Origin of the sequence: Streptomyces sp. NPDC086766 (genome assembly GCF_044746005.1) — a bacterium.
GTDB lineage: Bacteria > Actinomycetota > Actinomycetes > Streptomycetales > Streptomycetaceae > Streptomyces.
Map to the genome: position 1 here is coordinate 37,192 of NZ_JBIVBI010000013.1, position 25,958 is coordinate 63,149.

Below are 25,958 nucleotides of genomic sequence, written 5' to 3' on the forward strand. Positions count from 1 at the left end.
GCACCCGCACGCAAACAGCCCCCGGTGTCCACCGGGGGCTGCTTCAGTGCCGGGTCGGCATGCGCGCGTTGTTACGGCAGGTTGCGCGCCATGACGATGCGCTGCACCTGGTTCGTGCCCTCGTAGATCTGGGTGATCTTGGCGTCGCGCATCATGCGCTCGACCGGGTAGTCGCGGGTGTAGCCGTAGCCGCCGAGGAGCTGGACCGCGTCCGTGGTGACCTCCATGGCCACGTCCGAGGCGAAGCACTTGGCCGCCGCGCCCTGGAAGGTGAGGTCGGAGTCGTTCCGCTCGGACTTGGCCGCCGCCGCGTAGGTCAGCTGGCGGGCGGCCTCGATCTTCATGGCCATGTCCGCGAGCATGAACTGGATGCCCTGGAAGTCGGCGATCGGCTTGCCGAACTGCTTGCGCTCCTGGACGTAGCCCTTGGCGTAGTCGAGGGCGCCCTGGGCGATGCCGAGGGCCTGCGCCGCGATGGTGATGCGGGTGTGGTCCAGGGTCTTCATCGCCGTCGCGAAGCCCGTGCCCTCCTCGCCGATCATGCGGTCGGCGGGGATGCGGACGTTGTCGAAGTAGACCTCGCGGGTCGGGGAGCCCTTGATGCCGAGCTTCTTCTCCGGGGCGCCGAAGGAGACGCCCTCGTCGGACTTCTCCACGACGAAGGCGGAGATGCCCTTGCTGCGCTTGGTGGCGTCGGTGACGGCCATCACCGTGTAGTACTCCGAGACGCCGGCATTGGTGATCCAGCGCTTGACGCCGTTGAGGACGTAGTGGTCGCCGTCGCGGACCGCCTTGGTCTTCATGCCGGCCGCGTCGGAGCCCGCCTCCGGCTCGGACAGGCAGTACGAGAACATCCCGTCGCCCTTGGCGAGCGGGGTCATGTACCGCTTCTTCAGCTCCTCGGAGCCGGAGAGGATCACGGGCAGCGAGCCCAGCTTGTTCACCGCGGGGATCAGGGAGGAGGACGCGCAGACACGGGCCACCTCCTCGATGACGATCACCGTGGCGAGGGCGTCCGCGCCCGCGCCGCCGTACTCCTCGGGGACGTGCACGGCGTGCAGGTCGTTGGCGACGAGCGCGTCGAGCGCCTCCTGCGGGAACCTGGCCTCCTCGTCCACCGCGGCGGCGTACGGCGCGATCTTCGCCTCGGCCAGTGAGCGGACGGCGTCGCGGAGCATGTCGTGCTCCTCGGACGGGCGGTACAGGTCGAAGTCAGCCGATCCGGCCAAGGTCTCTCACGCTCCAAAGACGACGCACTGATTGACGCTAATTACCGTTAAGTAACTCAAATTTTAAAGGGCCGCCCACGCCGTGAATACGTGAGCTTGGCGACAGCGGGGGGATTGCCCGGCGAAGCGCCCCGGCGACCCCCGGCTATGCTCGTCCACCGCATCACCATCGTCCCTCCTGGAGCACCCATGAGCCTCAAGATCACCGTGATCGGCACCGGCTATCTCGGCGCGACGCACGCCGCGGCCATGGCCGAGCTCGGGTTCGAGGTGCTGGGACTCGACGTGGTGCCCGAGAAGATCGAGATGCTCCAGCGGGGCGAGGTCCCGATGTACGAGCCCGGTCTGGAGGACCTGCTGCGCCGGCACGTGGCCGGGATCGAGGGCTCCAGCGGGCGGCTGCGCTTCACCATGGACTTCGCCGAGGTGGCCGCGTTCGGCGACATCCACTTCGTCTGCGTGAACACCCCGCAGAAGCACGGCGAGTACGCCTGCGACATGTCGTACGTCGAGTCCGCGATCGCCTCGCTCGCCCCGCACCTGACCGGGCCCGCGCTGGTCGTCGGCAAGTCGACGGTCCCCGTCGGCTCGGCGGACCGCCTGGCCCGGACGATCGCCGAGCTGGCGCCCGCGGGCGAGGACGCGGAGCTGGCCTGGAACCCGGAGTTCCTGCGCGAGGGCTTCGCCGTCCAGGACACCCTGCACCCGGACCGGATCGTGGTCGGCGTGCGCAGCGAGCGGGCCGAGAAGCTGCTGCGCGAGGTCTACGCGACGCCGGTCGGCGAGGGCTCCCCCTTCGTGGTCACCGACTTCCCGACCGCCGAGCTGGTGAAGACCTCCGCCAACTCCTTCCTCGCCACCAAGATCTCCTTCATCAACGCGATGGCCGAGGTCTGCGAGGCGGCGGGCGGCGACGTGGCCCGGCTGGCGGAGGCGATCGGGTACGACGACCGGATCGGCCGGAAGTTCCTGCGGGCCGGCATCGGCTTCGGCGGCGGCTGCCTGCCCAAGGACATCCGGGCCTTCATGGCGCGCGCCGGCGAGCTGGGCGCCGACCAGGCGCTGACGTTCCTGCGCGAGATCGACTCCATCAACATGCGCCAGCGCGGCCAGATGGTGGAGCTGGCCCGGGAGGCGCTGGGCGGCGGTTCGTTCCTCGGCAAGCGGGTCGCGGTCCTGGGCGCGACCTTCAAGCCCGACTCGGACGACGTGCGCGACTCGCCGGCGCTGAACGTGGCCGGCCAGATACACCTCCAGGGCGGCCAGGTCACGGTCTACGACCCCAAGGGCATGGACAACGCCCGCCGCCTCTTCCCGACCCTCGGCTACGCCGGCTCCGCGCTCGAGGCGGTCCGGGGCGCCGACGTCGTCCTGCACCTGACCGAGTGGCGCGAGTTCCGCGAGCTGGACCCGGCGGAGCTGGGCGAGGTCGTGTCCGCGCGGCTCGTCCTCGACGGGCGCAACGCGCTGGACCCGGAGCTGTGGCGGCGGGCCGGGTGGACCTACCGGGCGATGGGCCGCCCCACCGCGTAGGGACCTGTCCGGCCGCGGACCCGACGGAGGACGCCGGTTCGGCCGAGGCTCAGTCGGCCGAACCGGCGTCTTGTCGCATTCTGCACCACCAGGGCTCCCCGTGGCCGGTGAACCGCCTGTGGATCACGCCGCTCGTCCCCTCACGCCTCCCTCGCCCGGTAGCGGCGCATCTTGGCGCGCGCCCCGCACACCCGCATCGAGCACCAGCGGCCGCGGCCGGCCGGACTGCGGTCGTAGTACGCCCAGTGGCAGGTCGCGGCCTCGCAGGCCTTGAGGCGGCTCCAGGTGCCCGCGACCAGCGCCTCGGCGACGGCCGCCGCGATCCGGGAGGCCAGCGGCCCCCCGTCGGCCGGGGCCAGGGCGGCCGAGCCGTCCCGCTCGTCGACCGCGACCAGCAGCGGGGCGCCCGCCAGCAGCTCGCCCAGCGGGGTCACCGTGCGGTGCGGCGGATGTCCGGCGTGGGCGAGGAGCGCGGCGCGCAGCGACTCGCGCAGTTCGCGTGCCCGCGGCAGCTCCGCCTCGGTGATCCCGAGGCGCGCCCGGCCGTCCGCCGTGTCGAGCGAGTCGGCCCCCGTCTCGACGTCCAGCGTGTTGACCAGGGACTCCAGCAGAGCCAGGCCCCCGGGCGCGGGCGATCTCTCACTCATGGCAGCGACGGTACCTCGCACATACGGTTGCGGCGTTACCCGCAATAGGGGACCATGCGGTAACAGTTACCGGTAAACCGATTCTACGGGTAACCCGCACTCCGCTATCCGTCACTGGGAGGAAGTCATGGCTCTCGCCAAGCTGGGTGTCGTCGTCCTGGACTGCCCCGACCCGCGCGCGCTCGCGGACTTCTACGCCGAGGTGCTCGGCGGGACCGTCGAGGACGGGGGCCGCTGGGTCGACCTCAAGGTGCCCGGCGGGCAGTCGCTGGCCTTCCAGGAGGCGCCGGGATTCGTCCCGCCGAAGTGGCCCGCGGCCGACGCCTCGCAGCAGTTCCACCTGGACCTGGTCGTCGAGGACCTGGACGCGGCCGAGCGGGGGGTGCTGGCGCTCGGCGCGAAGCCGCTGGACCGGCAGGAGGGCCGCAGCTTCCGGGTGTACGCGGACCCGGCCGGGCACCCGTTCTGCCTCTGCGCCTGCTGACGGGCTCCGCGACGGCCGACCGCCTCCGGGGCTGTCGGCCGTCACCGCGCCCCCCCCTGCCCGGCTCCGCGCCGGTGACCGCCTACGCGCCCGCTGACCTCGGCAGGCTCGGGCGGGGCCCCTCCGCCACCGTCGCACGGCGCCGAAGGAGCTTTCCTGTCGGGCGGGGGCGTTGATACGGCGGTACGGCGCCACGGAGTGCCGTACCGCCGTATCGCCCGCGTGACACCCGCGGGCCGGTCAGCCGTCGAGGTCCTCGATGGTCGCGTGGGACGGCCCGCGTGTGGCCTGGAGGTCCCGGGCCACGTCCTCCGCCGCGCCCAGCACCCGGACCGCGTTCTCCCAGGTCAGCTTGGCCAGGTCGGCCTTGGACCAGCCGCGGTCCAGGAGTTCGGCCAGCAGGTTGGGGTAGCCGGAGACGTCGTTCAGGCCGTCCGGGGTGAAGGCCGTGCCGTCGTAGTCGCCGCCGATGCCGAGGTGGTCGATGCCCGCGACCTCGCGCATGTGGTCGAGGTGGTCCGCCACCGTGGAGACGGTGGCGACCGGGCGCGGGGTGTGCTCCTCGAAGGCCCGGTGGACCTTCATCGCCTCCGCGGTGGTGTCGAGGTGGTGGAAGCCGTGCGCGCGCATGTTCTCGTCGGCCGCGGCCGTCCAGTCGACGGCGGCCTGGAGCACGAACTTCGGCACGAACGTCACCATCGCCATGCCGCCGTTCGCGGGCAGCCGCTCCAGCACGTCGTCCGGGACGTTGCGCGGGTGGTCGCAGACGGAGCGCGCCGAGGAGTGGGAGAAGATCACCGGCGCGGACGTGGCGTCCAGCGCGTCGCGCATGGTCGTCGCCGCCACATGGGACAGGTCGACCAGCATGCCCAGGCGGTTCATCTCCCGGACCACCTCGCGGCCGAAGGCGGACAGGCCGCCGACGCCGGGCTCGTCCGTCGCCGAGTCCGCCCACGCCACGTTGTCGTTGTGGGTGAGGGTCATGTAGCGGACGCCGAGCGCGTACAGCCCGCGCAGCGTGCCGAGGGAGTTCGCGATGGAGTGGCCGCCCTCCGCGCCCATCAGCGAGGCGATACGGCCGTCCCGGCGCGCCCGCGTCATGTCGGCGGCCGTCAGAGCGGGGGCCAGGTCGGCCGCGTAGCGGGTCAGCAGCTCCCGTACGCAGTCGATCTGTTCCAGCGTGGCCGGCACCGGTTCGGGCAGGTCCGCCGGCACGTACACCGACCAGTACTGCGCGCCGACGCCGCCCTCGCGCAGGCGGGGGATGTCGGTGTGCAGGTGGTCGTGCTGGTGGGTGGCGATGTCGAGGACGTCGAGGTCGTAGCCGGCCTGGGCCCGCAGGGCCCAGGGCAGGTCGTTGTGACCGTCGACGACCGGGAACTCGCGCAGGAGTTCCCGCGCGGTCTCCAGGGAGCTCACCGCGGTCACTTCCCCGTGCCGAAGCCGAAGCCGCCGGAGCCGCCGTCGACCTTGGCGCGCAGCCGCTTGCCCTTCTCGGTGGCCTGGTCGTTGAGGTCCTGCTGGAACTCCCGCATCCGGCCGAGGAGCTCGTCGTCGTGGGTGGCGAGGATCCGGGCGGCGAGCAGGCCGGCGTTGCGGGCGCCGCCGACGGACACGGTCGCCACCGGGACCCCGGCGGGCATCTGCACGATCGACAGCAGCGAGTCCATGCCGTCGAGGTGCTTCAGCGGGACGGGGACGCCGATGACCGGAAGCGGGGTGACGGAGGCGAGCATGCCGGGCAGGTGGGCGGCGCCGCCGGCGCCCGCGACGATCACCTTCAGGCCGCGGTCGGCGGCCTGCTCGCCGTACGCGATCATCTCGCGCGGCATCCGGTGCGCGGAGACCACGTCGACCTCGTACGCGATCTCGAACTCGTCCAGGGCCTGGGCGGCGGCCTCCATGATCGGCCAGTCGGAGTCCGACCCCATGACGATGCCAACAACAGGGCTCATTCGGTGATGGTGCCTCTCAGGTAGCCGGCAGCGTGACGGGCGCGGTCCAGCACGTCGTCGAGGTCGTCGCCGTAGGTGTTGACGTGACCGACCTTGCGGCCGGGCTTCACGTCCTTGCCGTACATGTGGATCTTGAGCTGCGGGTCGCGTGCCATGCAGTGCAGGTACGCGGAGTACATGTCCGGGTAGTCGCCGCCGAGGACGTTGACCATGACCGTCCATCCCGCGCGCGGGCGCGGGTCGCCCAGCGGCAGGTCGAGGACGGCGCGGACGTGGTTGGCGAACTGCGAGGTGATCGCGCCGTCCTGGGTCCAGTGCCCGGAGTTGTGCGGGCGCATCGCCAGCTCGTTGACGAGGATGCGGCCGTCGCGGGTCTGGAACAGCTCGACCGCGAGATGGCCGACGACGCCGAGTTCCTTGGCGACGGTCAGGGCCAGCTGCTCGGCGCGCAGCGCGAGCTCCTCGTCCAGGTCGGGCGCCGGGGCGATCACGGTGTCGCAGACGCCGTCCACCTGGCGGGACTCCACGACCGGGTACGCCACCGCCTGGCCGTGCGGGGAGCGCACGACGTTGGCGGCCAGTTCCCGGACGAAGTCGACCTTCTCCTCGGCCAGGACCGGGACTCCCGCGCGGAAGGGGTCGGCGGCCTCCTCGACGGAGCCGACGACCCACACGCCCTTGCCGTCGTAGCCGCCGCGGACGGTCTTGAGGACCACCGGGAAGCCCTCCCCCTCCGCGGCGAAGGCCGCCACGTCCGCGGGGTCGGAGACGATCCGGTGCCGCGGGCAGGGCACGCCGATCGCGTCCAGCCTGGCGCGCATCACACCCTTGTCCTGGGCGTGCACGAGCGCGTCGGGCCCGGGGCGCACGGGGATGCCGTCCGCCTCCAGGGCGCGCAGATGCTCGGTGGGGACGTGCTCGTGATCGAAGGTGATCACGTCGCAGCCCCGCGCGAACGCGCGCAGCGTGTCGAGGTCGCGATAGTCGCCGACGACGACGTCGTTCACCACCTGCGCCGCGGAGTCCTGGGGAGTGTCACTGAGGAGCTTGAACCTGATGCCCAGCGGGATGCCCGCCTCGTGGGTCATACGAGCGAGCTGGCCACCGCCGACCATGCCGACTACAGGAAACGTCACGCTCCTAGGGTATCGGCCGCGCCGGCCGTACCGGATCGGGCGCCCGCCACGCGCCCCCCGCCGACCGTTTCGGGGTTTCTTTCCCGCCTTTTGCGGGACTCTTTCCGACCTGTTGCCCATCGGTGTTGCCGTCCGCGGGCGCCGCCACGGGCCGCTGGTTAGCATGGCTGGGTTGACGAAACCGACCGGACGGGGGCCTTTGCGACCATGGGACGTGGTTCCTCGGGGCTTCGACCGGCCCCCGCGACGCCCCGCAGCGTGCTGAGGCAGCGCGTCGACCGGCTCTGGCGCGAGATCGCCAAGTTCGGCGCGGTGGGCGGCGCGGGCCTGCTGGTCAACCTGCTCGTGTTCAACCTGGTACGGCACATGACCGGCCTCCAGGTGGTGCGGGCGAGCGTGATCGCCACCGTCGTCTCGATCGTCTTCAACTACATCGGCTTCCGCTACTTCACCTACCGGGACCGGGACAAGAGCGGCCGCACCAAGGAACTGACCCTGTTCCTGCTGTTCAGCGTGGTCGGCCTGGTGATCGAGAACGGGGTGCTCTACCTGGCGACGTACGGCTTCGGCTGGGACAGCCCGCTGCAGAGCAACGTCTTCAAGTTCCTCGGCATCGCCGTGGCGACCCTGTTCCGCTTCTGGTCGTACCGCACCTGGGTGTTCCGCGCCCTGCCGGGCCGGGTGGCCGTGGCGGACGCGGAGTCGATCCTGGAGACGGAGTCCGCCCGGTCGCGCTCGCGGGCCTTCCGCTAGAGCCGGCTCGCGGGCCTGTCGCCGGCACCGGTTCGCGGTCTTCCGCCGACGCCGGGTCGCAGTCTTCCGCCGGGCCGGAGAAGAGGGGCTCAACCCGTCGGCGGTCAGCGCACCGTCAGGTGCTCGTCCGACTGCTTCCTGGGCGGGGTGCGCGAGAGGAACAGGCCGAACACCGGCGGCTGGGCCTGGAGCAGCTCCAGGCGGCCCCCGTCGGCCTCCGCGAGGTCCCGGGCCACAGCGAGGCCGATGCCCGTGGAGTTGCGGCCGCTGATCGTGCGCTCGAAGATCCGCGCGCCGAGGTCGGCGGGGACGCCGACCCCCTCGTCGGTGACCTCCACGATCGCCTGGTTGCCGGTCACGCGCGTGCGCAGCGCCACCGTGCCGCCGCCGTGCATCAGGGAGTTCTCGATCAGCGCGGCCAGCACCTGCGCGACCGCGCCGGGCGTGCCCACCGCCTGGAGGTGCCGCTTGCCGGAGCTGACGATCGCCCGGCCGGCGCTGCGGTAGGCGGGGCGCCACTCGGCGAGCTGCTGCTGGATGACCTCGTCGAGGTCGAAGGTGACGGCGGAGCCGGTGCGCGGGTCGCGGGCGTTGGTCAGCAGCCGCTCCACCACGTCGGTCAGGCGTTCCACCTGGGTGAGCGCGACGTTCGCCTCCTCCTTCACCGTGTCCGGGTCGTCGGTGAGGGTGATCTCCTCCAGGCGCATGGACAGCGCCGTCAGCGGAGTGCGCAGCTGGTGGGAGGCGTCGGCGGCCAGGCGCCGCTCCGCGGTCAGCATCCGGGCGATGCGCTCGGCGGAGGAGTCCAGGACGTCCGCGACCCGGTCCAGCTCCGGCACGCCGTAGCGCTTGTGGCGGGGGCGGGGGTCGCCGGAGCCGAGGCGTTCGGCGGTCTCGGCGAGGTCGGTCAGCGGGGAGGCGAGCCGGTTGGCCTGGCGGATCGCGAGCAGCACCGCGGCGACCACCGCGAGCAGCGCCACCAGGCCGATGATCAGCAGCGTGCGGCCGACCTCGCGGGTCACCGAGGAGCGCGGCTCCTCGACGGTGACCGTCTCGCCCTGCTCGCCCCGGGCCGTGGAGCGGATCACCTTGCCGGCCGGCCTGGCGCCGACCTCGATGGCACGCTGCCCCGGGATCCGGATCACGGCGTACGGGCTGTCGGTGACCTGCTCCTTGAGGATCTGCGCGTTGACCGTCTCGGCGCCGAGCAGCCGGCTGTCCACGATGCTGGCGAGCCGCAGCGCCTCGGAGTCGACCCGTTCCTGGGCGCTGTTGCTGATCGTGCGGGTCTCCACGATCACCAGGGAGACGCCGAAGACGGCGATCACGACGAGCACCACGGCGAGCGTGGACTGGATCAGTCGGCGGCGCATGTCCTCTTACCTGCGAATACCTGCGAGGCGCCCGGAGGCGTGCTCAGCTCTTCTCGAAGCGGAAGCCCACGCCGCGCACGGTGGCGATGTAACGGGGGTTGGCCGCGTCGTCCCCGAGCTTCTTGCGCAGCCAGGAGATGTGCATGTCGAGGGTCTTGGTCGACGACCACCAGGTGGTGTCCCAGACCTCGCGCATCAGCTGGTCGCGGGTGACGACCCGGCCCGCGTCCCGCACGAGCACCCGCAGCAGGTCGAACTCCTTGGCGGTGAGCTGGAGTTCCTCGTCGCCCATCCAGGCGCGGTGCGACTCGACGTCGATGCGCACGCCGTGCGTGGCGGGCGGCTGCTGGGGTTCGGCGGCGCCGCGCCGCAGCAGGGCCCGGACGCGGGCGAGCAGCTCGGCGAGGCGGAAGGGCTTGGTGACGTAGTCGTCGGCGCCCGCGTCGAGCCCGACCACGGTGTCCACCTCGTCGGCCCGGGCGGTCAGGATGAGGATGGGCACGGTCTGGCCGTCGGCGCGCAGCCGGCGGGCGACCTCCAGGCCGTCCATGCCGGGCAGGCCGAGGTCCAGCACGACCAGGTCGACGCCGCCCTGCATTCCGGCGTCGAGCGCCGTGGGTCCGTCCTCACGCACCTCGACCTCGTAACCTTCCCGGCGCAGTGCGCGGGCCAGCGGCTCCGAGATGGACGCGTCGTCCTCGGCGAGCAGTACACGGGTCATGAGCTGATGGTAGTCCGCCGATGCGGGGACCCGGGGCGGAGCTGCGGTGTGATCGTCGGCAGCCGTTCTTACCTTTCCGCCCGCCGCCACCCGGCGGTACGGACCAATGACCGCGGGATGCGATCCTTGAGGAGAGGAGGTCACTCCACCTTCGAAAGGCTGTTCACGGTTCCCCCGTTCCCTGTGATCCGTGTCTCAAGTCCTTCCATATGCGGCGGTGTCCTGCCGTATGGTGAGTTGAACGCCTGTAACACACCGGGGACCTTCGGCGCTCGTCTCTTGACGCTGAAGGTCTCATTTGTGTGCGGGGTTGGCTGATGCCCGCCCTGAACGGAATGACCTAGGGCCGGGCCTCGTGCACGCATCAACGCGTGTAGAGGTGTGGATCCCGGCGACCGCAGTCCCCCGCTCCGTGATCCGGAGCGGACTCCCCCCGGGCGTGGGGTGGACGAACGGTCCTGCCGGTGCCGGCTGCCCCCACCGGGCGCGTACCAGCTCACCGCTGCGCGTCCCGACCAGCAAGGAACGACCATGGCGTCCAGCCTGACGAAGGACTCGGTCCGCCCGGGCACCCCCGGTTCCGAGAAGACCTTCTTCGGCCACCCCCGCGGCCTGGCCACCCTCTTCATGACCGAGATGTGGGAGCGTTTCTCCTACTACGGCATGAAGGCCCTGCTCCCGCTGTACCTGGTGGCACCGGGCGGCCTGCACATGAACGCGGCCACCGCGACCGCGATCTACTCGGTGTACCTCTCACTCGTGTACCTGCTCGCCCTGCCGGGCGGCTGGTTCGCGGACCGCGTCCTCGGCCCGCGCAAGACGGTCGCCGTCGCGGGCGTGATCATCATGCTCGGCCACCTGATGCTGGCGCTGCCCACCTCGGGCACCTTCTTCGCCGGCCTGGGTCTGGTCGCCATCGGTTCCGGTCTGCTGAAGGCCAACATCTCCACGATGGTCGGCCACCTCTACGACGGTCCGGACGACCCGCGCCGTGACGGTGGCTTCACCCTCTTCTACATCGGCATCAACCTGGGCGCCTTCCTCGCGCCGCTGGTCATCGGCACCGTCGGTGAGAGCGTCAACTGGCACCTGGGCTTCGCGCTGGCCGCGGTCGGCATGGCGCTGGGTCTGATCCAGTTCCTGCTCGGCACCCGCCACCTGGACTCCCGCTCCGACATCGTGCCGACCCCGCTGTCGGCCGAGGAGAAGCGCGCCAGCCTGATGAAGGCCGCCCTGTGGGCGGGCGTCGCGGCCGTCTTCTACGCGATCGTCGGCTTCTCCGGCGTCTACACCCTGAACTGGCTGCTGGTCCCGATCACCCTGGCCGGACTGATCATCCCGGTCATGGTCATCGCCCGCATCAAGCGGGACAAGGAGCTCGACCGCGCCGAGCAGTCGAAGATGACGGCCTACATCTGGTTCTTCGTCGCCGCGGCCGTGTTCTGGATGATCTACGACCAGGGCGGCTCCACGGTCTCCCTGTTCGCCGACTCCTCCGCGAAGAACACGATCTTCGGCTGGAACTTCCCGGTCTCCTGGTACCAGTCGGTCAACCCGGTCATGATCATGGCGCTGGCCCCGGTCTTCGCCTGGGCGTGGCTGGCGCTGGCCCGGCGCGGCAAGGAGCCGAGCACCGCGGCGAAGTTCGCGATGGGCCTGCTGATGATCGGCGCGTCCTTCTTCCTCTTCCTCGTCCCGCTGGGCATCGCCGACGGCGGCCACAAGGCGGCCGCGATGTGGCTGGTGGCGATCTACTTCGTCCAGACCGTCGGTGAGCTGACCCTGTCCCCGGTGGGTCTGTCGGTCACGACGAAGATGGCGCCCGCGAAGTACGCCTCCCAGATGATGGGCGTCTGGTTCCTGGCCGTCACCGCCGGTGACGCCACGACCGGCCTGCTCTCCATCGCCGGTGTCGACCTGAACAAGACGGGCATCGTGGCCCTGCAGGCGGCCCTCGCGGCGCTCGCCGGCGTGGCGGTGCTGATGTACCGCAAGAAGGTCAGGGAGCTCATGGGCGACGTGCACTGACGCACGTCCCCGAGGTCCGCGGAGGGCCGTCGCATCCCACGGGGTGCGACGGCCCTCCGGGCGTTTCCGGGGTCGTACCAGGGGTTCGCGGGGTCGTGCCCCCGTTCGGGGCTTCTTCGAGGGGGTCCGGGTCGTCGTGGTCGAACCGAGGCCGGACGCGACGCGCGCCGGATCCGTGGGGATCCGGCGCGCGGAAGAGGCGGTACGGGCGTCGGGGGTGACCGCGGGTGGCCCGTGCGGGGTCCCGGCTCCTTACGCCGGCGTCCCCAGCTCGGCCCACACCTTCTTGCCGGCGACGCCCGGCAGGCGCACCACGCCCCAGTCGAGGCAGAGCCGCTGGACGATGAACATGCCGTGGCCGCCGGGGCGCCCGGCGCGGTGCGGGGTGCGCGGGGCCGGCTGGCCGGTGCCGCGGTCGGAGACCTCGACCCGGATCACCTTGTTGTCGCAGGTGATCTCCAGCGCGTCCGGGCCCTCGGCGTGCAGACAGGCGTTGGTGACGAGCTCGGAGACGACGAGCAGCACGTCCTCCGCGGCGGCCCGCCGGTCGGCGGACGCGGCGGGCAGCCAGCCCCACGCGTACAGCGCCTGGCGGGTGAAGTCACGGGCGAGCGGCACGACGCCGCTCTCGCCGTCGAAGCTCAGCCTGCGGACCTGACGACCCCCCGAAGACACCGCAGGCACGGCCGGCGCGCCCCCTGCGGACGCCCCGGTCGCGGACGCCCCGGTCGCGGACGCGCCCCCCTCGGACGCCCCGGAAGCACCGGTGGGCTCCGGGCCGCGGTCGCCCGGCGAGTAAGGCCGGGTGGTGCTCATCAGCGCTTCACCTCACCGATTCACCAGTTCACGATTCAGAAGTCAGTTGTGGACATGTGGTCAGTACGTCGATACAGACGCCGGCAAGGTGCTTGTCGGCTCCCCGTCGAGCGGGCGACTCGTTCAGGATGTCTCCTGCCCGACCGATCCCGCAGAACACCCCCGTTTTCGGCACGAACGGCGTGACGCCCGATACGTACCGGTCGGAGGGGGACGGAAGAGGACACGTCGGCGGCCCGGCGACCGGATCAGCCGGACTCGTCGGCCAGGGCGTCCTCGAGGGTGGCGTGCACGGTGAAGACCGCGTCCGCCCCTGTGATCTCGAACACACGCGCCACCACCGGAAGCATTCCGGCGAGGTGCACACCTCCCCCGGCCGCCTCCGCCTTGAGTCGCGCTCCGAGCAGCACATTGAGGCCCGTGGAGTCACAGAACTCCAGGCGCGAGCAGTCCACGACCAGACGCGAACGTCCCTTGTCGAGGCACTCCTCCAGAGGCTCTCGCAGCAGGTCGGCCGTGTGGTGGTCGAGTTCGCCCGCAGGCGTCACGACGGCACTGGAGCCCTCTTGCCGCACCTCCACCAGAAGCCGGCCCGACTGTGCGCTGCCGACCGTCCCGCGGTCCATGCCGTCTCTCTCTCCCAGGGTCTTGGCTGGTCTCTGACGTCTCTGACGCCCTCGAACACTACGCCTTCCCTCACCACTTCGACACCCGAACAACCGCACACAAACGGACATATCCGTACAGAAAGTACTTGCGGCGACCTCAAGGAAGCGGGTAGGGCTAGTAAAGACACGTACCCGACACGGCCGGCTTTGGAGGCGCCGCACACCGCAGTGCACGTACCGGCTTCGGCAGCCTTATGCCGAGAACGATGGAGGACATCATGTCACCCCGGCTCGACGCCTCGCATACCCGGACGGCGACGTCGACACCCCCACCGGAACTTCTTGATCCCATCGAGTTGCACTGCGTGAGCGCAGAGCGGGACGATCAGGCCGACGCGCTCGCCGGACTTCCGGACATCCCCCCGTACGACGAAGTGGCCCCGGACGACGCCCGGGCGCTGTCGAAGTCCCTCTTCGAGCGGCTGGAGTCCCTCGAGGAAGGCACCCACGAGCACGCGTACGTCCGCAACACGCTCGTGGAGCTCAACCTCGCCCTCGTCAAGTTCGCCGCCTCCCGCTTCCGCTCCCGCAGCGAGCCCATGGAGGACATCATCCAGGTCGGCACCATCGGCCTGATCAAGGCGATTGACCGCTTCGAGCTCGCTCGTGGCGTGGAGTTCCCCACGTTCGCGATGCCAACCATCATCGGCGAGATCAAGCGCTTCTTCCGCGACACCTCGTGGTCCGTGCGCGTCCCGCGCCGGCTGCAGGAGCTGCGGCTCGACCTGGCCAAGGCCGGGGACGAGCTGTCCCAGCGGCTGGACCGGGCCCCGACGGTGGCGGAGCTGGCCGCGCACCTCGGCCTCACCAAGGACGAGGTCGTGGAGGGCATGGCGGCGTCGAACGCGTACACCGCCTCGTCGCTGGACGCCCAGCCCGAGGACGACGACTCCGAGGGCGCGCTCGCGGACCGCATCGGCTACGAGGACCACGGACTCGAGGGCATCGAGTACGTCGAGTCGCTGAAGCCGCTGATCGCCGAGCTGCCCTCGCGGGACCGGCAGATCCTCTCCCTGCGGTTCGTCGCCAACATGACCCAGTCGGAGATCGGCGAGGAGCTGGGCATCTCGCAGATGCACGTCTCCCGCCTGCTGACACGCACCCTGGTCAAGCTGCGCAAGGGGCTCACGGTCGAGGAGTGACCCGCTGAGCGGGCTTCCCCGGGGGACGGGGTTGCCCTCGGCCCCCCGGGGGACGGGGTTGCCCTCGGCCCCCCCAGGGCCGGGGGTGCCCGGCCGCCCCGGGGACGAGGTCTCGGCGCGGGGCCCACCGCGCCCCGGAGGCTCGGCCCGCTCCCGCGTCGCCTCCCCGGTTGCCCGTTGCGGTTACTCGGGGTAACTCTTTTCCCCACAGGCCTCGTCCACCACTATGGTCACCCGCAAACCGACCGGTACGGCAGGGCTCCGCGACCGACCGGCCGGCCGCCGCACACGCGGCAGCGGCACGGGGTGCGAGGAGGCGGGTCGATGGCGCGGGCCGACGGGACCGACGACGGCGTACGGACCGGGGACGCGGACGCGGAGGAGGGCGGCGGCGCACACGCGAACGCGTCCGACCCGCGGCTCATCGAGCTGCTGCGCGCCGACACCCCGGTCGTCTACCCCGCGCTGCGCGAACTGAGGGCCCGCCACCACGCCGCGGTCCTCGCCTACGCACGGCAGTGCACGGCGGGCGACTCGGCGGCACGGCAGCTCGCCGCGCAGGCCTTCACCCTCGCGGCCCGCGAGACCGCCCGCGGCACCGACCCCGGCGTACCGCTGCGGCTGCGCCTGCTGCTGCTGACGATCCGGCTGGCCGCCTCCTGGGCCCGTGACGAGCGGTCCGGCGGCCTCGACCCGGGGCTTCTGCTGGTGCTGAACACGGCGGGCCCCGAGACGCCCGTGCCGCCCCTGCTCCCCGCCTTCCAGTCGCTGCCGACCCGCGCCCAGGGCCTGGTCTGGTACGGCGTCGTGGAGGGGGAGCCGGAGGAGCGGACGGCGACGCTGCTCGGCCTGACCCGCGAGGACGTGGCCTACGGCACCCCACAGGCGCTCCAGACCATGGCGCAGGCGTCTGTGAGGGCGCGCCTCGCCGCCTCCGACGACCCGCGCTGCGGCGACTTCCGGCGGCTGATCGAGGAGGCCCTACGGCCGGACAGCCCCCGCCGCGGCGCCGATCTGGACGCCCACATGGCGCGCTGCGCGCACTGCACGGCCGCGTTCGAGGAGCAGCGCGCGCTGCGCGAGAGCCCGCGCGCCGTGCTGGCGGAGGGGCTGCTGCCGTGGGGCGGCACGGCGTACGGGGCCCGGCGGCCGGCCGAGCCGCCCTCGGACACCGGTGCGCGCGGGGCGCCCTGGCCGCCGTACCGCCGCTACGCGCTGGCCTCGGTGGCGCTCGGCGTGGCGCTGACGCCGCTGGTGGTCCTGCTGCTCACCTCGGGCGGCGGCCCGCGGGACCGGCGCGGGGCGGTCTCGGCGACCGCGCCCGCGGCTCCCGTGCGGGTCACGGTCACGGCGACGGTCCCGGCGCCCACCCCGACCCCCTCACCGTCCCCGACCTCCCGGCCCCCTTCGCCGACGCCCACGCCCCGTTCGCCGCGGACTCCGCGCCCGAAGCCGACCCCGACCCCCTCTCCGACTCCGGCGTACCCGCCGGGCGCCGCCTACGCCCAGGTCGTGAACGCCGCCTCGGGCCGCTGTCTGGACGTGGCGGGCGACTTCGACGACGGCACGGACGTGGTCACGGCCCGCTGCACCTCCTCCCCCACCCAGCGCTGGCGGGTGGACTCCGGCCGCGGGGTCCTGCAGTCGGCCGCCGATCCGGACTTCTGCCTCGACAGCCGGGGCTCGGTGGACAACGGCGTCGGCATCTGGACCTGCTCCTCGGTCTACGGCGACCACGGCCGCAACCTCCGCTTCGCCGTCGACCCGGACGGCGTGATCCGCCCCGCCATCGCCATCGAGACCGCTCTCACCCCGGACGAGGGCGGTGGACTGTCCCTGGACCCCCTGAACGGCGACACCGTCCAGCGCTGGCGGGCGGGGGCGGCCTAGCGGGACCTCGGCGAAGGGCGTACGGGCACGGGTGAGCGCCGCCCGGCCGGCCGACGGGAGCGCGGGCGGGCGCCGCAGCCGACGGCGGGAGCGCGGGGACGGGGCGGCGGCGCGAGGCCCGAGACGAGGGCGCGGCGCGAGGCCCGAGGCGAGGGCGCGGGTCAGGACACGGGCGTGCCGCCTCGCCAGACGCGGGTCACCAGGGGCACGCCGGGGCGGTAGGCCAGGTGGACGTGGCTGGGGGCGTCCAGGAGGGTCAGGTCGGCGCGGGCGCCGGGGCCGAGGCGGCCGATGTCCGTGCGGCGCAGGGCCGCCGCTCCGCCGGCCGTGGCCGACCAGACCGCCTCGTCGGGGGTCATCCCCATGTCGCGGACCGCGAGCGCGATGCAGAAGGGCACCGAGGAGGTGAAGGAGGACCCCGGGTTGCAGTCGGTGGACAGGGCGACCGTGACCCCGGCGTCCAGGAGGCGGCGGGCGTCGGGCCAGTCGGCGCGGGTGGAGAACTCGGCGCCTGGCAGCAGCGTGGCGACGGTACGGCTGTTGGCCAGGGCGTCCACGTCCGCGTCCGTCAGGTGGGTGCAGTGGTCGGCGCTGGCCGCGTCGAGTTCGACGGCGAGCCGCACTCCGGGGCCGTAGGAGAGCTGGTTGGCGTGGACGCGCGGGTGCAGTCCCCGGGCGCGGCCCGCGGTGAGGATGGCGCGGGCCTGGTCGCCGTCGAAGGCGCCCTTCTCGCAGAAGACGTCGATCCAGCGGGCGTGCGGGGCGCAGGCGTCCAGCATCTCGCCGGTGACCAGGGCGACGTAGCCGGCCGGGTCCTCGGCGTAGTCCGGGGAGACGATGTGGGCGCCGAGGTAGGTGACCTCGTCGGTGTGGCGGGCGGCGATGCGCAGGGCGCGGGCCTCGTCCTCGACGGTCAGGCCGTAGCCGGACTTGGTCTCGAACGTGGTGGTGCCCTGGCGCAGGGCCTCGGCGAGGTAGCGGGTGAGGTTGGCCTCCAGCTCCGCGTCGGTGGCGGCGCGGGTGGCCGCGACCGTGGTGCGGATGCCGCCCGCGCTGTAGGCCCGGCCCGACATGCGGGCGTTGAACTCCTCGGTGCGGTCGCCCGCGAAGACCAGGTGGGAGTGGGAGTCGACGAAGCCGGGGACCACCGCCCGGCCTCCGGCGTCGACCCGATTGTCAGTGGCGGGTGCTTTGCTTGATTCACCGGTCCACGCGACGCGGTCGCCGTCGATGACGACGGCCGCGTCCCGGATCAGGCCCAGGGGGGACCCGTCACCGAGGGAGGGGTCGTTGGTGACCAGCGTGGCGATGTTGGTGATGACGGTGGTCGTGCCGTTGGTGCCGGTCGTGCTGCTCATGACGTCCTCGTGGGCGGGGGTCGGTGGGTCGGGGGTCGGCGCGGAGGCCGGGGCGCGGGTCAGCCGCGCAGGGCGTCGACGGCGGCCGCCAGCGCCCGCGGCGCGTCGGGGACGAGCGTGTGGGCCCCGTCCCGGACGATCTGCCGCCCGGCGACGACCGTATGGCGGACGTCCGCTGCCGTGGCCGCGAATACCGCGGTCTCGGCGCCGAGCCGGGGCAGTGTCCCCGCCGTTCTGACCGAGTCCAGCGCGATCGTCGTGAAGTCGGCGAGGGCGCCGGGCGCGAGGCTGCCCGCATCGCTCCAGCCGAGGGCCGCGTGCCCGTCGGCGGTGGCGGCCCGCAGCAGGGCGGCGGCCGTCCAGTGGCCGCGGGTGCGGGTGCGCAGCCGCTCGTCCAGTTCCATCGCGCGCGCCTCCTCGAGCAGGTCGATGACGGCGTGGCTGTCGGAGCCCAGGGAGAGCGGGGAGCCGGCCCGCTGGAGGGCGGCGGCGGGTCCGATGCCGTCGGCCAGGTCCCGTTCGGTGGTCGGGCACATGCAGGTGCCGGTGCCGGAGCCGCCGAGCAGGGCGATGTCCTCGTCGGTGAGGTGGGTGTTGTGCACCCCGGTGGTGCGCGGGCCGAGGACGCCGTGGTCGGCGAGGAGCCGGGTCGGGGTGCAGCCGTGGGCGTCCCGGCAGGCGTCGTTCTCGGCCGTCTGCTCCGACAGGTGCACATGGAGCGGGGCCCGCCGTTCCTCCGCCCACCGCGCCACGGTCGCCAGCTCCCGCGCGGGCACGGCCCGTACGGAGTGCACGGCCGCCCCGATCCGTGCGTGATCCCGTTCCTTGAGAACTGCACAGCGTTCGGCCCAGGCCTCGGCCGTGGTGTCGGAGAAGCGGAGCTGATGGGTGCTGGGCGGCTGCCCGAAGCCGGAGGACAGGTAGCAGGTGTCGAGGAGGGTGATGCGGATGCCGGCCTCGGCGGCCGCGGCGATCAGCGCCTCGCCCATCGCGTTCGGGTCGGCGTACCGGGTGCCGCCCGGGGCGTGGTGGACGTAGTGGAACTCGCCGACCGCCGTGACCCCGGCCAGCGCCATCTCGGCGTACACGGCGCGGGCGAGGGCGTGGTAGGTCTCGGGGGTGAGCCGGTCGGCCGTGGCGTACATGACCTCGCGCCAGGTCCAGAAGGTGCCGGAGCCGACCTGGACGGTGCCGCGCAGGGCCCGGTGGAAGGCGTGGCTGTGCGCGTTGGCGAGCCCGGGCAGGGTGAGCCCGCGGAGCACCTCGGCGCCGGGTGCCGGGGCGGCCACGTCCGTGCGGACGGCCGTGATCCGTCCGCCCCGGACGTCGAGGGCCACGCCCGGCTCCACGTGCGTGCCGAGCCAGGCGTGCTCCAGCCAGTACGTCCGCCCCTGCCCGTGCCCCGGCTCCTGCCCCCGCGCTTGCGTCTGCGTCACCTGCAGGCCAGCCCTTCCAGTACGTCGGCGAGTGCGCGCACCCCGGCCACGCAGTCGTCCTCGGCCGCGGATTCGGCCGGGGAGTGCGAGACGCCGGTGGGGTTGCGCACGAACAGCATGGCGGTCGGGATGCTCGCGGAGAGGATCCCGGCGTCGTGTCCGGCTCCCGTGCCGAGGACCGGCACCTTGAGGCCGGTGTCCCGGCCCAGGATGCGGCCGAGTTCGTCACGCAGCGCGTGGTCGAATTCGACGACCGGCGTGAAGGACTCCCGGACGACGTCGAGGTCGACGCCGTGCTCGGCGGCGTACGCGCGGGCCGCGTGCTCGATGCCGGTGACGACGGTGTCGAGGGTCTCCTGGTCGGCGGCCCGGGAGTCTAGCCAGCCGCGTACCAGGGAGGGGATGGCGTTCACGCCGTTCGGCTCGACGGCGATCTTGCCGAAGGTGGCGACGGCTCCGGCGAGTTCGGCCTCGCGCCGGGCGGCCAGCACGGTCTCGGCGTACGAGGGCATCGGGTCGCGCCGGTCGGCGAGCCGGGTGGTGCCGGCGTGGTTGGCCTCGCCGCGGAAGTCGAACCGCCACCGGCCGTGCGGCCAGATGGCGCTGGCGATGCCCACCGCGTCCCCGGTGAGGTCCAGGGCGCGGCCCTGCTCGACGTGCAGTTCGACGAAGGCGCCGATGCGGGCGAGCCGCTCCGGGTCGGGACCGATGGCCTCGGGGTCGTGGCCGGCGGCCTCCATGGCGCGCGGCAGCGTGACCCCGTCCCCGTCGGTCAGCCGGTGCGCCTGCTCGACGGTGAGCTGCCCGGCGGTCAGCCGCGACCCGACGCAGGCGAGGCCGAACCGGGCGCCCTCCTCGTCGCCGAAGTTGACGACGGCGAGGGGCCTGGTGAACTGCGCTCCCCTGTCGCGCAGTTCGTCCAGGGCGGCGAAGGAGGACACCACCCCGAGGGGGCCGTCGAAGGCGCCGCCGTCGGGCACGGAGTCCAGGTGCGACCCGGTGACGACGGCGTCGCCCCCGGCCGGATCGCCGAGCCAGGCCCACTGGTTGCCGTTCCGGTCGACCTCGTAGGCCAGTCCTCGGGTCTCGGCCTGCGCCCGGAACCAGGCCCGGCACTCGCCGTCGGCGCCGGTCCAGGCGAAGCGGCGGTAGCCGCCGGAGGCGGAGCTGCGGCCGATCGGCAGCAGCTCCGCCCACATGCCGTGGAAGCTCAACGCTCCTCACCCTCGCGCATCGGGACGCGGACGCCGCGCTCGGCCGCCACCGTCTCCGCGATGTCGTAGCCGGCGTCCACGTGCCGGATGACGCCCATGCCGGGGTCGTTGGTGAGCACCCGCCGGATCTTCTCCCCGGCCAGCGGGGTGCCGTCGGCGACCGTCACCTGGCCGGCGTGGATGGAGCGGCCCATGCCGACCCCGCCGCCGTGGTGGAGGGAGACCCAGGAGGCGCCGGAGGCGACGTTGACCATCGCGTTCAGCAGCGGCCAGTCGGCGATGGCGTCGGAGCCGTCGAGCATGGCCTCGGTCTCGCGGTACGGGGAGGCGACCGAGCCGCAGTCGAGGTGGTCGCGTCCGATGGCCAGCGGGGCCGCCAGCTCGCCCGACGCCACCATGTCGTTGAACCGCTCGCCGGCCTTGTCCCGCTCGCCGTAGCCGAGCCAGCAGATGCGCGCGGGCAGGCCCTGGAAGTGGACGCGCTCCCCGGCCATCCGGATCCAGCGGGCCAGGGACTCGTTCTCCGGGAAGAGGTCGAGGATCGCCTTGTCGGTCTTGGCGATGTCGGCCGGGTCGCCGGACAGGGCGGCCCAGCGGAAGGGGCCCTTGCCCTCGCAGAACAGCGGGCGGATGTAGGCGGGGACGAAGCCGGGGAAGGCGAACGCCCGGTCGTATCCGGCCAGTCGCGCCTCGCCGCGGATGGAGTTGCCGTAGTCGAAGACCTCGGCGCCGGCGTCCATGAAGCCGACCATCGCCTCGACGTGCCGGGCCATCGACTCGCGGGCCCGGGTGGTGAAGCCGGCCGGGTCCTTCGCGGCGGCGTCGGCCATGTCCTCGAAGGCGACCCCGAGCGGCAGGTACGCCAGCGGGTCGTGGGCGGAGGTCTGGTCGGTGACGATGTCGACGGGCGCGCCCATGGCGAGGAGCCGCGGGAGGAGGTCGGCGGCGTTGCCGAGGACGCCGATGGACAGCGGGCGGCGGGCGTCGCGGGCCTCGACGGCGAGCTGGAGGGCGTGTTCGAGGGAGTCGGCCCTGACGTCGAGGTAGCGGTGCTCGATGCGGCGCTCGATGGCGCGGGGGTCGCAGTCGACGCAGATCGCGACGCCGTCGTTCATGGTCACGGCGAGCGGCTGGGCGCCGCCCATGCCGCCGAGGCCGGCGGTGAGGGTGATCGTGCCGGCGAGGGTGCCGCCGAACTTCTTCGCGGCGACGGCGGCGAAGGTCTCGTAGGTGCCCTGGAGGATGCCCTGGGTGCCGATGTAGATCCAGGAGCCGGCGGTCATCTGGCCGTACATGGTCAGGCCGAGAGCCTCCAGACGGCGGAACTCCTCCCAGTTGGCCCAGTCGCCGACCAGGTTGGAGTTGGCGATCAGGACGCGCGGGGCCCACTCGTGCGTCTGCATGACGCCGACCGGGCGGCCGGACTGGACGAGCATGGTCTCGTCCTGCTTGAGGGTGCGCAGGGTGCGGACCATGGCGTCGAAGGAGCGCCAGTCGCGGGCCGCCTTGCCGGTGCCGCCGTAGACGACGAGCTTGTCGGGGTGCTCGGCGACCTCGGGGTCGAGGTTGTTCTGGAGCATCCGCAGGGCGGCCTCCTGCTGCCATCCCAGGGCGCTCAGTTCCGTACCGCGCGGCGATCGTACGGGGCGGGGTCCTGACATGGTCTGCCTCCTGGTGGGTTGCTCCCGGCGGAATATGCTGCGGTTATTCACATCCTGACTCGCTGAATAGAACTAGTCAATACATCGGCGCGCCCGCGTGGGGGCACTCGCGGTGTTTGGCTGGATGCATGACCGCCGGCGGCGAGAGGACCAGGGACGGAATGGACACGGAGCGCGCGGAGCGGCCGGGCTCGGCGGACGCGGGGCGGGCGGCCCGGCGGGACACGGCGGTGCGGGCCGCGGTGGCGCAGGGACTGCTGGGCCCCGAAGCGCCCCTCGTCGGCCTGCTCGACGTCGCCGGCATCCGGAAGTCGGCGGCGGCGCTGCGGGCCGCGTTCGAGGCGGTGGTGGCGCCGGGCACGCCGGTGCTGCACGCCTTCGCGGTGAAGGCGACCCCGCTGGTGCCGGTGCTGCGGCTGCTGGACGAGGAGGGCATCGGCGCCGAGGTGGCCAGTCCGGGCGAGCTGGCCCTGGCGCGGGCGGCCGGCGTCCCGCCCGCGCGGATCGTGCTCGACTCGCCCGCCAAGACCCCGGCCGAGCTGCGCGAGGCGCTGGCGCTGGGCATCGCCGTCAACGCGGACAACCCGCAGGAGCTGGACCGCATCGACGCCGTCGTCCGGGACACCGGGACCCGCTCACCCGTCGGCATCCGGGTGAACCCGCAGGTCGGCGGGGGCTCCATCGACGCGCTGTCGACGGCGACGGCGACCTCGAAGTTCGGGGTGGCGCTGCGCGACGAGGGGGCGCGCGAGTGGGTGGTCCGCGCCTGCCTGGACCGCCCGTGGCTGACCCGGCTGCACGCCCACACCGGCTCCCAGGGCATCCCGCTGCCCCTGATGGCGCGGGGCGTGGCGGAGACGTACGCGCTCGCGGAGGAGATCAACAGGCGGGCCGGGCGGCGGCGGATCGACACCCTCGACATCGGCGGCGGGCTGCCGGTGAACTTCGCCTCGGAGGAGACCGCACCGACGTACGGGGAGTACGCGCGGCTGCTGCGCGAGACGGTGCCCGGACTGTTCGACGGGCGGTACGGGCTGGTGACCGAGTTCGGGCGGTCGCTGCTGGCCCGGCACGGCACGGTGGTGGCGCGGGTGGAGTACACCAAGACCGCCGGCGGGCGGCCGGTCGCGGTCACCCACGCGGGCGTCCAGGTGGCGACCCGGACCGTCTACGCGCCGGGAGCCTGGCCGCTGCGGATCGCCGCGTACGACGGCCGGGGACGGCCGAAGCCGGGGCCCGAGGTGGTGCAGGACATCGCCGGGCCCGCCTGTTTCGCGGGCGATCTGCTCGCCGAGGGGCGGGCGCTGCCGCCGCTCGAACCGGGCGACCACGTGGCGGCGCTGGACACCGGCGCGTACTACTTCGCCCAGCACTACGGCTACAACTCCCTCGCCCGGCCGGGCATTCACGGCTTCACCCTCGACGGCGCCGGGGGCGCCTCCTTCGCGGTCGTACGGGAGCCGCAGACGCTTCAGGACATCGTGGCCGAGTCGGGAGGGGCGCACGCGAACGCGCTCACCACGCTGCCCGCACCGGACGGCCGTTGACGCACACCAGGAACACCCTGTGGAACTAGTGTGAATGACGGGTCAGTTGACCCACACTAGCCGCTCGGTCGCATGTTCCACCGGAAAATGCCATATCCCTCACCGCCCGCGCACACGGTGCGTAGCGTCGGCATCACTCAGCCGAACCCCAGGCGGGAGGGGAACAACGGTGCCCGGAATCGACGAGTGCCTGCTGGAAGCCATGCGACTGCCCGGTGCCCGGGGCGCGTCGCTGGTCGACTGGACGAGCGGGCTTGCGCTGGGCACGGTCGGAGAGTCCCCGGGCGGCGACCACGAGACCACGGCCGCGGAGGCCGCCGAGCTGGCCCGGCTGGCCGCCGAGCACGGCGCGTTCGCCGCCGACGGCGACCCGGAGGCCGAGCGCCCCCCGGTCGAGGACCTGATAGTCAGCAACCGGGACAGCTACCACCTGCTGCGCTTCGTGGACACGTCCTTCGACAGCAGCGTCTTCCTGCACCTGTGGCTGGCCCGCGCGGAGGGCAACCTCGCCCTGGCCCGAATACGCCTGGGCGAGATGGCCGAACGGCTGGTGCTGGGATGACCATGGTCGAGACCCCGCCGCCCCGCCTGCCGGTCCGGGACAAGGCCGGGGCCGCCGAGCGCTCCTGGGGCGGCCTGTCACCCATGCTGACCCGGCTCGCGGAGGAACGGGCCACCGGCGTCCTCGTCCGCGCCCGCGGCTCGCTCTACCTCGTCGACGGCCGGGTGGCGCACGCGGAGAGCCCCGCGGCTCCCGGCCCGGGCGCGCTGCTCACCGCCCACGGCACGCTGGCAACCGGCGTCTGGCGGGACGCCGTCGCCCGGGCCGACGACCGGCGCGGCGCCGCACGCCTGCTGCTGGACGGCGGCCACGTCACCGCGGGCGCGCTGGAGCTGTGCCACCTGGCCTCGTTGTACGACGCCGCGTACTTCGCGCTCTCCCCCAGCAGCACCCCGGGCCGCTTCCGCTACGGCATCACCCACCGGCTCGGCCCGATCCTGTCGCTGCCCGTCGCCGCGCTGGAGCGCGAGACGCTGCGCCGCCGCGACCTGCTGCACGCCATCTGGCCCGACCCGGCGCCCGACAGCGTCCCGCTGGCGCGGACGTACGCGAGCGGCGCCCCGAAGCCCACCGCCCGCCAGCGAAGGCTCCTGGCCCTGATCGACGGCGTCCGTACCGCCGCGGACCTCGCGCACGCGCTGGGCCGGCAGGCCTTCCACACGCTCGTGGACGTACGGCGCCTGGTGTCCGCGGGCCTGGTGGCGCCCCAGGAGCCCGCCCCGGCCCCGGCCCCGGACGACGGCGGCGTGGCGGCCGCCGTCGCCGAGCGGCTGGCCCACACCACAGACCCCCACATCACGCTGCTGAAGAGGCTCAGGGATGCGCTGGAGGCCCTTTGAGAGGAGACACCGGATGGCAGCCGAGCCCGAAATCCTGGAGGAGCTACGCCGGTTGCGAGCCCGCGTCCCCCAGCTCACCGGCGCCCTCGCGGCGAGTGTCGACGGCCTGGTCCTGGCCCACGACACCCCCGGCGTGGAGCCGGAGAGCGTGGCGGCCCTCACCGCGACCGCGCTCGGCGTCGCCGTGCGCATGGCGGACGTGACCGGCCAGGGGGATCTGCGGGAACTGCTCGTGCGGGGCGTCTACGGCTATGTCGCGACGTACGCGGCCGGCCGTTCCGCCGTGCTCACCCTGCTCGCCCAGGACCGCGTCAACGTCGGCCGGCTGCACCTGGAGGGCCGCAGGGCCGGAGCCCGCATCGGCGAGCTGATGGACGCCGAGGCGGCGGCCAGGAGCCCGGCGAGGACGCAGCCGAGGACGGCGAAACCGGCTCCCCGGACCATCCCCACACGGACCAGAAGCACGCGCGCGCCACGCACCACCGGCACCAACGCGCCTACCACCACCGAAAGTTGAGATAAGGAGAACCACCATGGCCAACGTAGAGACCTGTCTGAAGGAAGCGCTCGCCTCCATCGAGGGCGCCACCGGCGTCGCGCTCGTCGACTACACCAGCGGTATGGCGCTGGGCACGATGGGCGGCAGCAAGACCTTCGACCTGAACGTCGCCGCCGCCGGCAACACCGATGTGGTCCGGGCCAAGATGCGCACTATGGAGCACCTCGGCCTCAAGGCGCAGATCGAGGACATCCTGATCACCCTGACCGACCAGTACCACCTGATCCGCCTGATCAGCGGGCGCGGCGGCAACGGGCTGTTCCTCTACCTCGCGCTGGACGCCAAGCGGGCCAACCTGGCGATGGCCCGCCACCAGTTGAGGAAGATCGAGGAGGACCTGGAGGTCTGATCCGCTCCACCCTGCAGGCCGAGTGCCGCAGGCGTGCCGGAAGACGGGACCTGGGGCT

Annotated in this window: 24 protein-coding genes; 11 read left to right on the forward strand and 13 right to left on the reverse strand. The window is 72.7% G+C overall.

Annotation, left to right across the window (positions count from 1 at the left end):
* Window positions 1-71: 71 nt before the first annotated feature.
* Entirely contained in the window at window positions 72-1,229 is a 1,158-nt protein-coding gene (locus tag ACIPM1_RS23260; RefSeq protein WP_356188556.1) for an acyl-CoA dehydrogenase, read from the reverse strand.
* A gap of 189 nt (window positions 1,230-1,418) precedes the next feature.
* Between ACIPM1_RS23260 and ACIPM1_RS23265 the strand changes: the two genes are divergently transcribed.
* Window positions 1,419-2,762 carry a UDP-glucose/GDP-mannose dehydrogenase family protein gene (locus ACIPM1_RS23265; protein WP_356188558.1) on the forward strand — a complete coding sequence of 448 codons (1,344 nt, stop codon included), beginning with the start codon at window positions 1,419-1,421 and terminating at the stop codon, window positions 2,760-2,762.
* Window positions 2,763-2,902: 140 nt separating this feature from the next.
* Here the strand turns inward: ACIPM1_RS23265 and ACIPM1_RS23270 are convergent, their stop codons facing one another.
* Window positions 2,903-3,409: a CGNR zinc finger domain-containing protein gene (locus ACIPM1_RS23270; RefSeq protein ID WP_402437567.1), complete on the reverse strand. Its 507-nt coding sequence runs from the start codon at window positions 3,407-3,409 to the stop codon at window positions 2,903-2,905.
* Window positions 3,410-3,536: 127 nt separating this feature from the next.
* Here ACIPM1_RS23270 and ACIPM1_RS23275 point away from each other — a divergent pair, with 127 nt between their 5' ends.
* On the forward strand, window positions 3,537-3,893 hold the full coding sequence (locus ACIPM1_RS23275; protein ID WP_356188562.1) for a VOC family protein: 357 nt from the start codon (window positions 3,537-3,539) through the stop codon (window positions 3,891-3,893).
* A 240-nt stretch (window positions 3,894-4,133) separates the two neighbouring features.
* Here the strand turns inward: ACIPM1_RS23275 and ACIPM1_RS23280 are convergent, their stop codons facing one another.
* From ACIPM1_RS23280 to ACIPM1_RS23290, 3 genes are read right to left on the reverse strand one after another with little or no spacing between them, the layout of a single operon-like run.
* A complete protein-coding gene (locus ACIPM1_RS23280; RefSeq protein ID WP_402437570.1) occupies window positions 4,134-5,312 on the reverse strand; it encodes a dipeptidase in 1,179 nt (392 codons plus the stop codon).
* 5 nt (window positions 5,313-5,317) lie between these two features.
* Window positions 5,318-5,848, reverse strand: a complete 531-nt coding sequence (gene purE / locus ACIPM1_RS23285; RefSeq protein WP_402437572.1) for a 5-(carboxyamino)imidazole ribonucleotide mutase — start codon at window positions 5,846-5,848, stop codon at window positions 5,318-5,320.
* Window positions 5,845-6,984, reverse strand: coding sequence for a 5-(carboxyamino)imidazole ribonucleotide synthase (locus ACIPM1_RS23290; RefSeq protein WP_402437574.1), 1,140 nt, complete (start codon window positions 6,982-6,984; stop codon window positions 5,845-5,847). Before ACIPM1_RS23290 ends, purE begins: the two co-directional genes overlap by 4 nt.
* 207 nt (window positions 6,985-7,191) lie before the next feature.
* Between ACIPM1_RS23290 and ACIPM1_RS23295 the strand changes: the two genes are divergently transcribed.
* A complete protein-coding gene (locus tag ACIPM1_RS23295; protein ID WP_402437575.1) occupies window positions 7,192-7,737 on the forward strand; it encodes a GtrA family protein in 546 nt (181 codons plus the stop codon).
* A 104-nt stretch (window positions 7,738-7,841) separates the two neighbouring features.
* On the opposite strand, the gene ACIPM1_RS23300 is transcribed toward ACIPM1_RS23295, so the two are convergent.
* Together ACIPM1_RS23300 and ACIPM1_RS23305 are read right to left on the reverse strand one after the other, a co-directional pair.
* Window positions 7,842-9,110, reverse strand: a complete 1,269-nt coding sequence (locus ACIPM1_RS23300) for an ATP-binding protein (protein WP_402437577.1) — start codon at window positions 9,108-9,110, stop codon at window positions 7,842-7,844.
* 43 nt (window positions 9,111-9,153) lie between these two features.
* Window positions 9,154-9,831: a response regulator transcription factor gene (locus ACIPM1_RS23305; protein ID WP_067315233.1), complete on the reverse strand. Its 678-nt coding sequence runs from the start codon at window positions 9,829-9,831 to the stop codon at window positions 9,154-9,156.
* A 531-nt stretch (window positions 9,832-10,362) separates the two neighbouring features.
* Here ACIPM1_RS23305 and ACIPM1_RS23310 point away from each other — a divergent pair.
* On the forward strand, window positions 10,363-11,859 hold the full coding sequence (locus ACIPM1_RS23310) for an oligopeptide:H+ symporter (RefSeq protein WP_402437579.1): 1,497 nt from the start codon (window positions 10,363-10,365) through the stop codon (window positions 11,857-11,859).
* Between the two features lie 252 nt (window positions 11,860-12,111).
* Here the strand turns inward: ACIPM1_RS23310 and ACIPM1_RS23315 are convergent, their stop codons facing one another.
* Together ACIPM1_RS23315 and ACIPM1_RS23320 are read right to left on the reverse strand one after the other, a co-directional pair.
* Entirely contained in the window at window positions 12,112-12,675 is a 564-nt protein-coding gene (locus tag ACIPM1_RS23315) for an ATP-binding protein (protein WP_402437581.1), read from the reverse strand.
* A gap of 248 nt (window positions 12,676-12,923) precedes the next feature.
* Window positions 12,924-13,301 carry an STAS domain-containing protein gene (locus ACIPM1_RS23320; RefSeq protein WP_356188579.1) on the reverse strand — a complete coding sequence of 126 codons (378 nt, stop codon included), beginning with the start codon at window positions 13,299-13,301 and terminating at the stop codon, window positions 12,924-12,926.
* 248 nt (window positions 13,302-13,549) lie between these two features.
* Here ACIPM1_RS23320 and ACIPM1_RS23325 point away from each other — a divergent pair, with 248 nt between their 5' ends.
* Window positions 13,550-14,485: an RNA polymerase sigma factor SigF gene (locus ACIPM1_RS23325; RefSeq protein ID WP_402437584.1), complete on the forward strand. Its 936-nt coding sequence runs from the start codon at window positions 13,550-13,552 to the stop codon at window positions 14,483-14,485.
* Window positions 14,486-14,809: 324 nt separating this feature from the next.
* Complete coding sequence (locus ACIPM1_RS23330; RefSeq protein WP_402437586.1) at window positions 14,810-16,375, forward strand: ricin-type beta-trefoil lectin domain protein; 1,566 nt, start codon at window positions 14,810-14,812, stop codon at window positions 16,373-16,375.
* A gap of 161 nt (window positions 16,376-16,536) precedes the next feature.
* On the opposite strand, the gene hutI is transcribed toward ACIPM1_RS23330, so the two are convergent.
* The 4 genes from hutI to hutU are packed head-to-tail and all read right to left on the reverse strand — an operon-like array spanning window position 16,537 to window position 22,044.
* Entirely contained in the window at window positions 16,537-17,733 is a 1,197-nt protein-coding gene (gene hutI / locus ACIPM1_RS23335) for an imidazolonepropionase (RefSeq protein WP_402437588.1), read from the reverse strand.
* Window positions 17,734-17,792: 59 nt separating this feature from the next.
* Complete coding sequence (locus ACIPM1_RS23340) at window positions 17,793-19,169, reverse strand: formimidoylglutamate deiminase (protein ID WP_402437590.1); 1,377 nt, start codon at window positions 19,167-19,169, stop codon at window positions 17,793-17,795.
* Window positions 19,166-20,383 carry an allantoate amidohydrolase gene (locus ACIPM1_RS23345; protein ID WP_402437592.1) on the reverse strand — a complete coding sequence of 406 codons (1,218 nt, stop codon included), beginning with the start codon at window positions 20,381-20,383 and terminating at the stop codon, window positions 19,166-19,168. The genes ACIPM1_RS23340 and ACIPM1_RS23345 overlap by 4 nt, the downstream gene beginning before the upstream one ends.
* The gene (gene hutU / locus ACIPM1_RS23350; protein WP_402437594.1) at window positions 20,380-22,044 is read right to left on the reverse strand and encodes a urocanate hydratase; all 1,665 of its coding nucleotides are present in this window, start codon (window positions 22,042-22,044) and stop codon (window positions 20,380-20,382) included. Before hutU ends, ACIPM1_RS23345 begins: the two co-directional genes overlap by 4 nt.
* 161 nt (window positions 22,045-22,205) lie before the next feature.
* On the opposite strand from hutU, the gene ACIPM1_RS23355 reads away from it, so the two are divergent.
* From ACIPM1_RS23355 to ACIPM1_RS23375, 5 genes are all read left to right on the forward strand, one after another.
* Window positions 22,206-23,591 carry a diaminopimelate decarboxylase gene (locus ACIPM1_RS23355; protein ID WP_402437596.1) on the forward strand — a complete coding sequence of 462 codons (1,386 nt, stop codon included), beginning with the start codon at window positions 22,206-22,208 and terminating at the stop codon, window positions 23,589-23,591.
* A gap of 169 nt (window positions 23,592-23,760) precedes the next feature.
* Window positions 23,761-24,153 (forward strand): hypothetical protein, encoded by a 393-nt coding sequence (locus tag ACIPM1_RS23360; RefSeq protein ID WP_356188595.1) that lies wholly within the window; start codon window positions 23,761-23,763, stop codon window positions 24,151-24,153.
* Window positions 24,150-24,992 (forward strand): transcriptional regulator, encoded by an 843-nt coding sequence (locus ACIPM1_RS23365; protein ID WP_402437599.1) that lies wholly within the window; start codon window positions 24,150-24,152, stop codon window positions 24,990-24,992. Before ACIPM1_RS23360 ends, ACIPM1_RS23365 begins: the two co-directional genes overlap by 4 nt.
* Before the next feature lie 13 nt (window positions 24,993-25,005).
* Window positions 25,006-25,509, forward strand: a complete 504-nt coding sequence (locus ACIPM1_RS23370) for a roadblock/LC7 domain-containing protein (protein WP_402437601.1) — start codon at window positions 25,006-25,008, stop codon at window positions 25,507-25,509.
* A gap of 16 nt (window positions 25,510-25,525) precedes the next feature.
* Complete coding sequence (locus tag ACIPM1_RS23375; protein ID WP_356188601.1) at window positions 25,526-25,900, forward strand: hypothetical protein; 375 nt, start codon at window positions 25,526-25,528, stop codon at window positions 25,898-25,900.
* The last annotated feature ends 58 nt before the right edge of the window (window positions 25,901-25,958 follow it).

Coding starts and splice junctions, on each gene's coding strand:
- hutU (WP_402437594.1), bottom strand. CDS start 22,044: ATGTCAGGACCCCGCCCCGTACGATCGCCGCGCGGTACGGAACTGAGC.
- ACIPM1_RS23370 (WP_402437601.1), top strand. CDS start 25,006: ATGGCAGCCGAGCCCGAAATCCTGGAGGAGCTACGCCGGTTGCGAGCC.
- ACIPM1_RS23310 (WP_402437579.1), top strand. CDS start 10,363: ATGGCGTCCAGCCTGACGAAGGACTCGGTCCGCCCGGGCACCCCCGGT.
- ACIPM1_RS23275 (WP_356188562.1), top strand. CDS start 3,537: ATGGCTCTCGCCAAGCTGGGTGTCGTCGTCCTGGACTGCCCCGACCCG.
- ACIPM1_RS23315 (WP_402437581.1), bottom strand. CDS start 12,675: ATGAGCACCACCCGGCCTTACTCGCCGGGCGACCGCGGCCCGGAGCCC.
- ACIPM1_RS23270 (WP_402437567.1), bottom strand. CDS start 3,409: ATGAGTGAGAGATCGCCCGCGCCCGGGGGCCTGGCTCTGCTGGAGTCC.
- ACIPM1_RS23330 (WP_402437586.1), top strand. CDS start 14,810: ATGGCGCGGGCCGACGGGACCGACGACGGCGTACGGACCGGGGACGCG.
- ACIPM1_RS23325 (WP_402437584.1), top strand. CDS start 13,550: ATGGAGGACATCATGTCACCCCGGCTCGACGCCTCGCATACCCGGACG.
- hutI (WP_402437588.1), bottom strand. CDS start 17,733: ATGAGCAGCACGACCGGCACCAACGGCACGACCACCGTCATCACCAAC.
- ACIPM1_RS23365 (WP_402437599.1), top strand. CDS start 24,150: ATGACCATGGTCGAGACCCCGCCGCCCCGCCTGCCGGTCCGGGACAAG.
- ACIPM1_RS23300 (WP_402437577.1), bottom strand. CDS start 9,110: ATGCGCCGCCGACTGATCCAGTCCACGCTCGCCGTGGTGCTCGTCGTG.
- ACIPM1_RS23305 (WP_067315233.1), bottom strand. CDS start 9,831: ATGACCCGTGTACTGCTCGCCGAGGACGACGCGTCCATCTCGGAGCCG.
- ACIPM1_RS23320 (WP_356188579.1), bottom strand. CDS start 13,301: ATGGACCGCGGGACGGTCGGCAGCGCACAGTCGGGCCGGCTTCTGGTG.
- ACIPM1_RS23265 (WP_356188558.1), top strand. CDS start 1,419: ATGAGCCTCAAGATCACCGTGATCGGCACCGGCTATCTCGGCGCGACG.
- ACIPM1_RS23375 (WP_356188601.1), top strand. CDS start 25,526: ATGGCCAACGTAGAGACCTGTCTGAAGGAAGCGCTCGCCTCCATCGAG.
- purE (WP_402437572.1), bottom strand. CDS start 5,848: ATGAGCCCTGTTGTTGGCATCGTCATGGGGTCGGACTCCGACTGGCCG.
- ACIPM1_RS23295 (WP_402437575.1), top strand. CDS start 7,192: ATGGGACGTGGTTCCTCGGGGCTTCGACCGGCCCCCGCGACGCCCCGC.
- ACIPM1_RS23355 (WP_402437596.1), top strand. CDS start 22,206: ATGGACACGGAGCGCGCGGAGCGGCCGGGCTCGGCGGACGCGGGGCGG.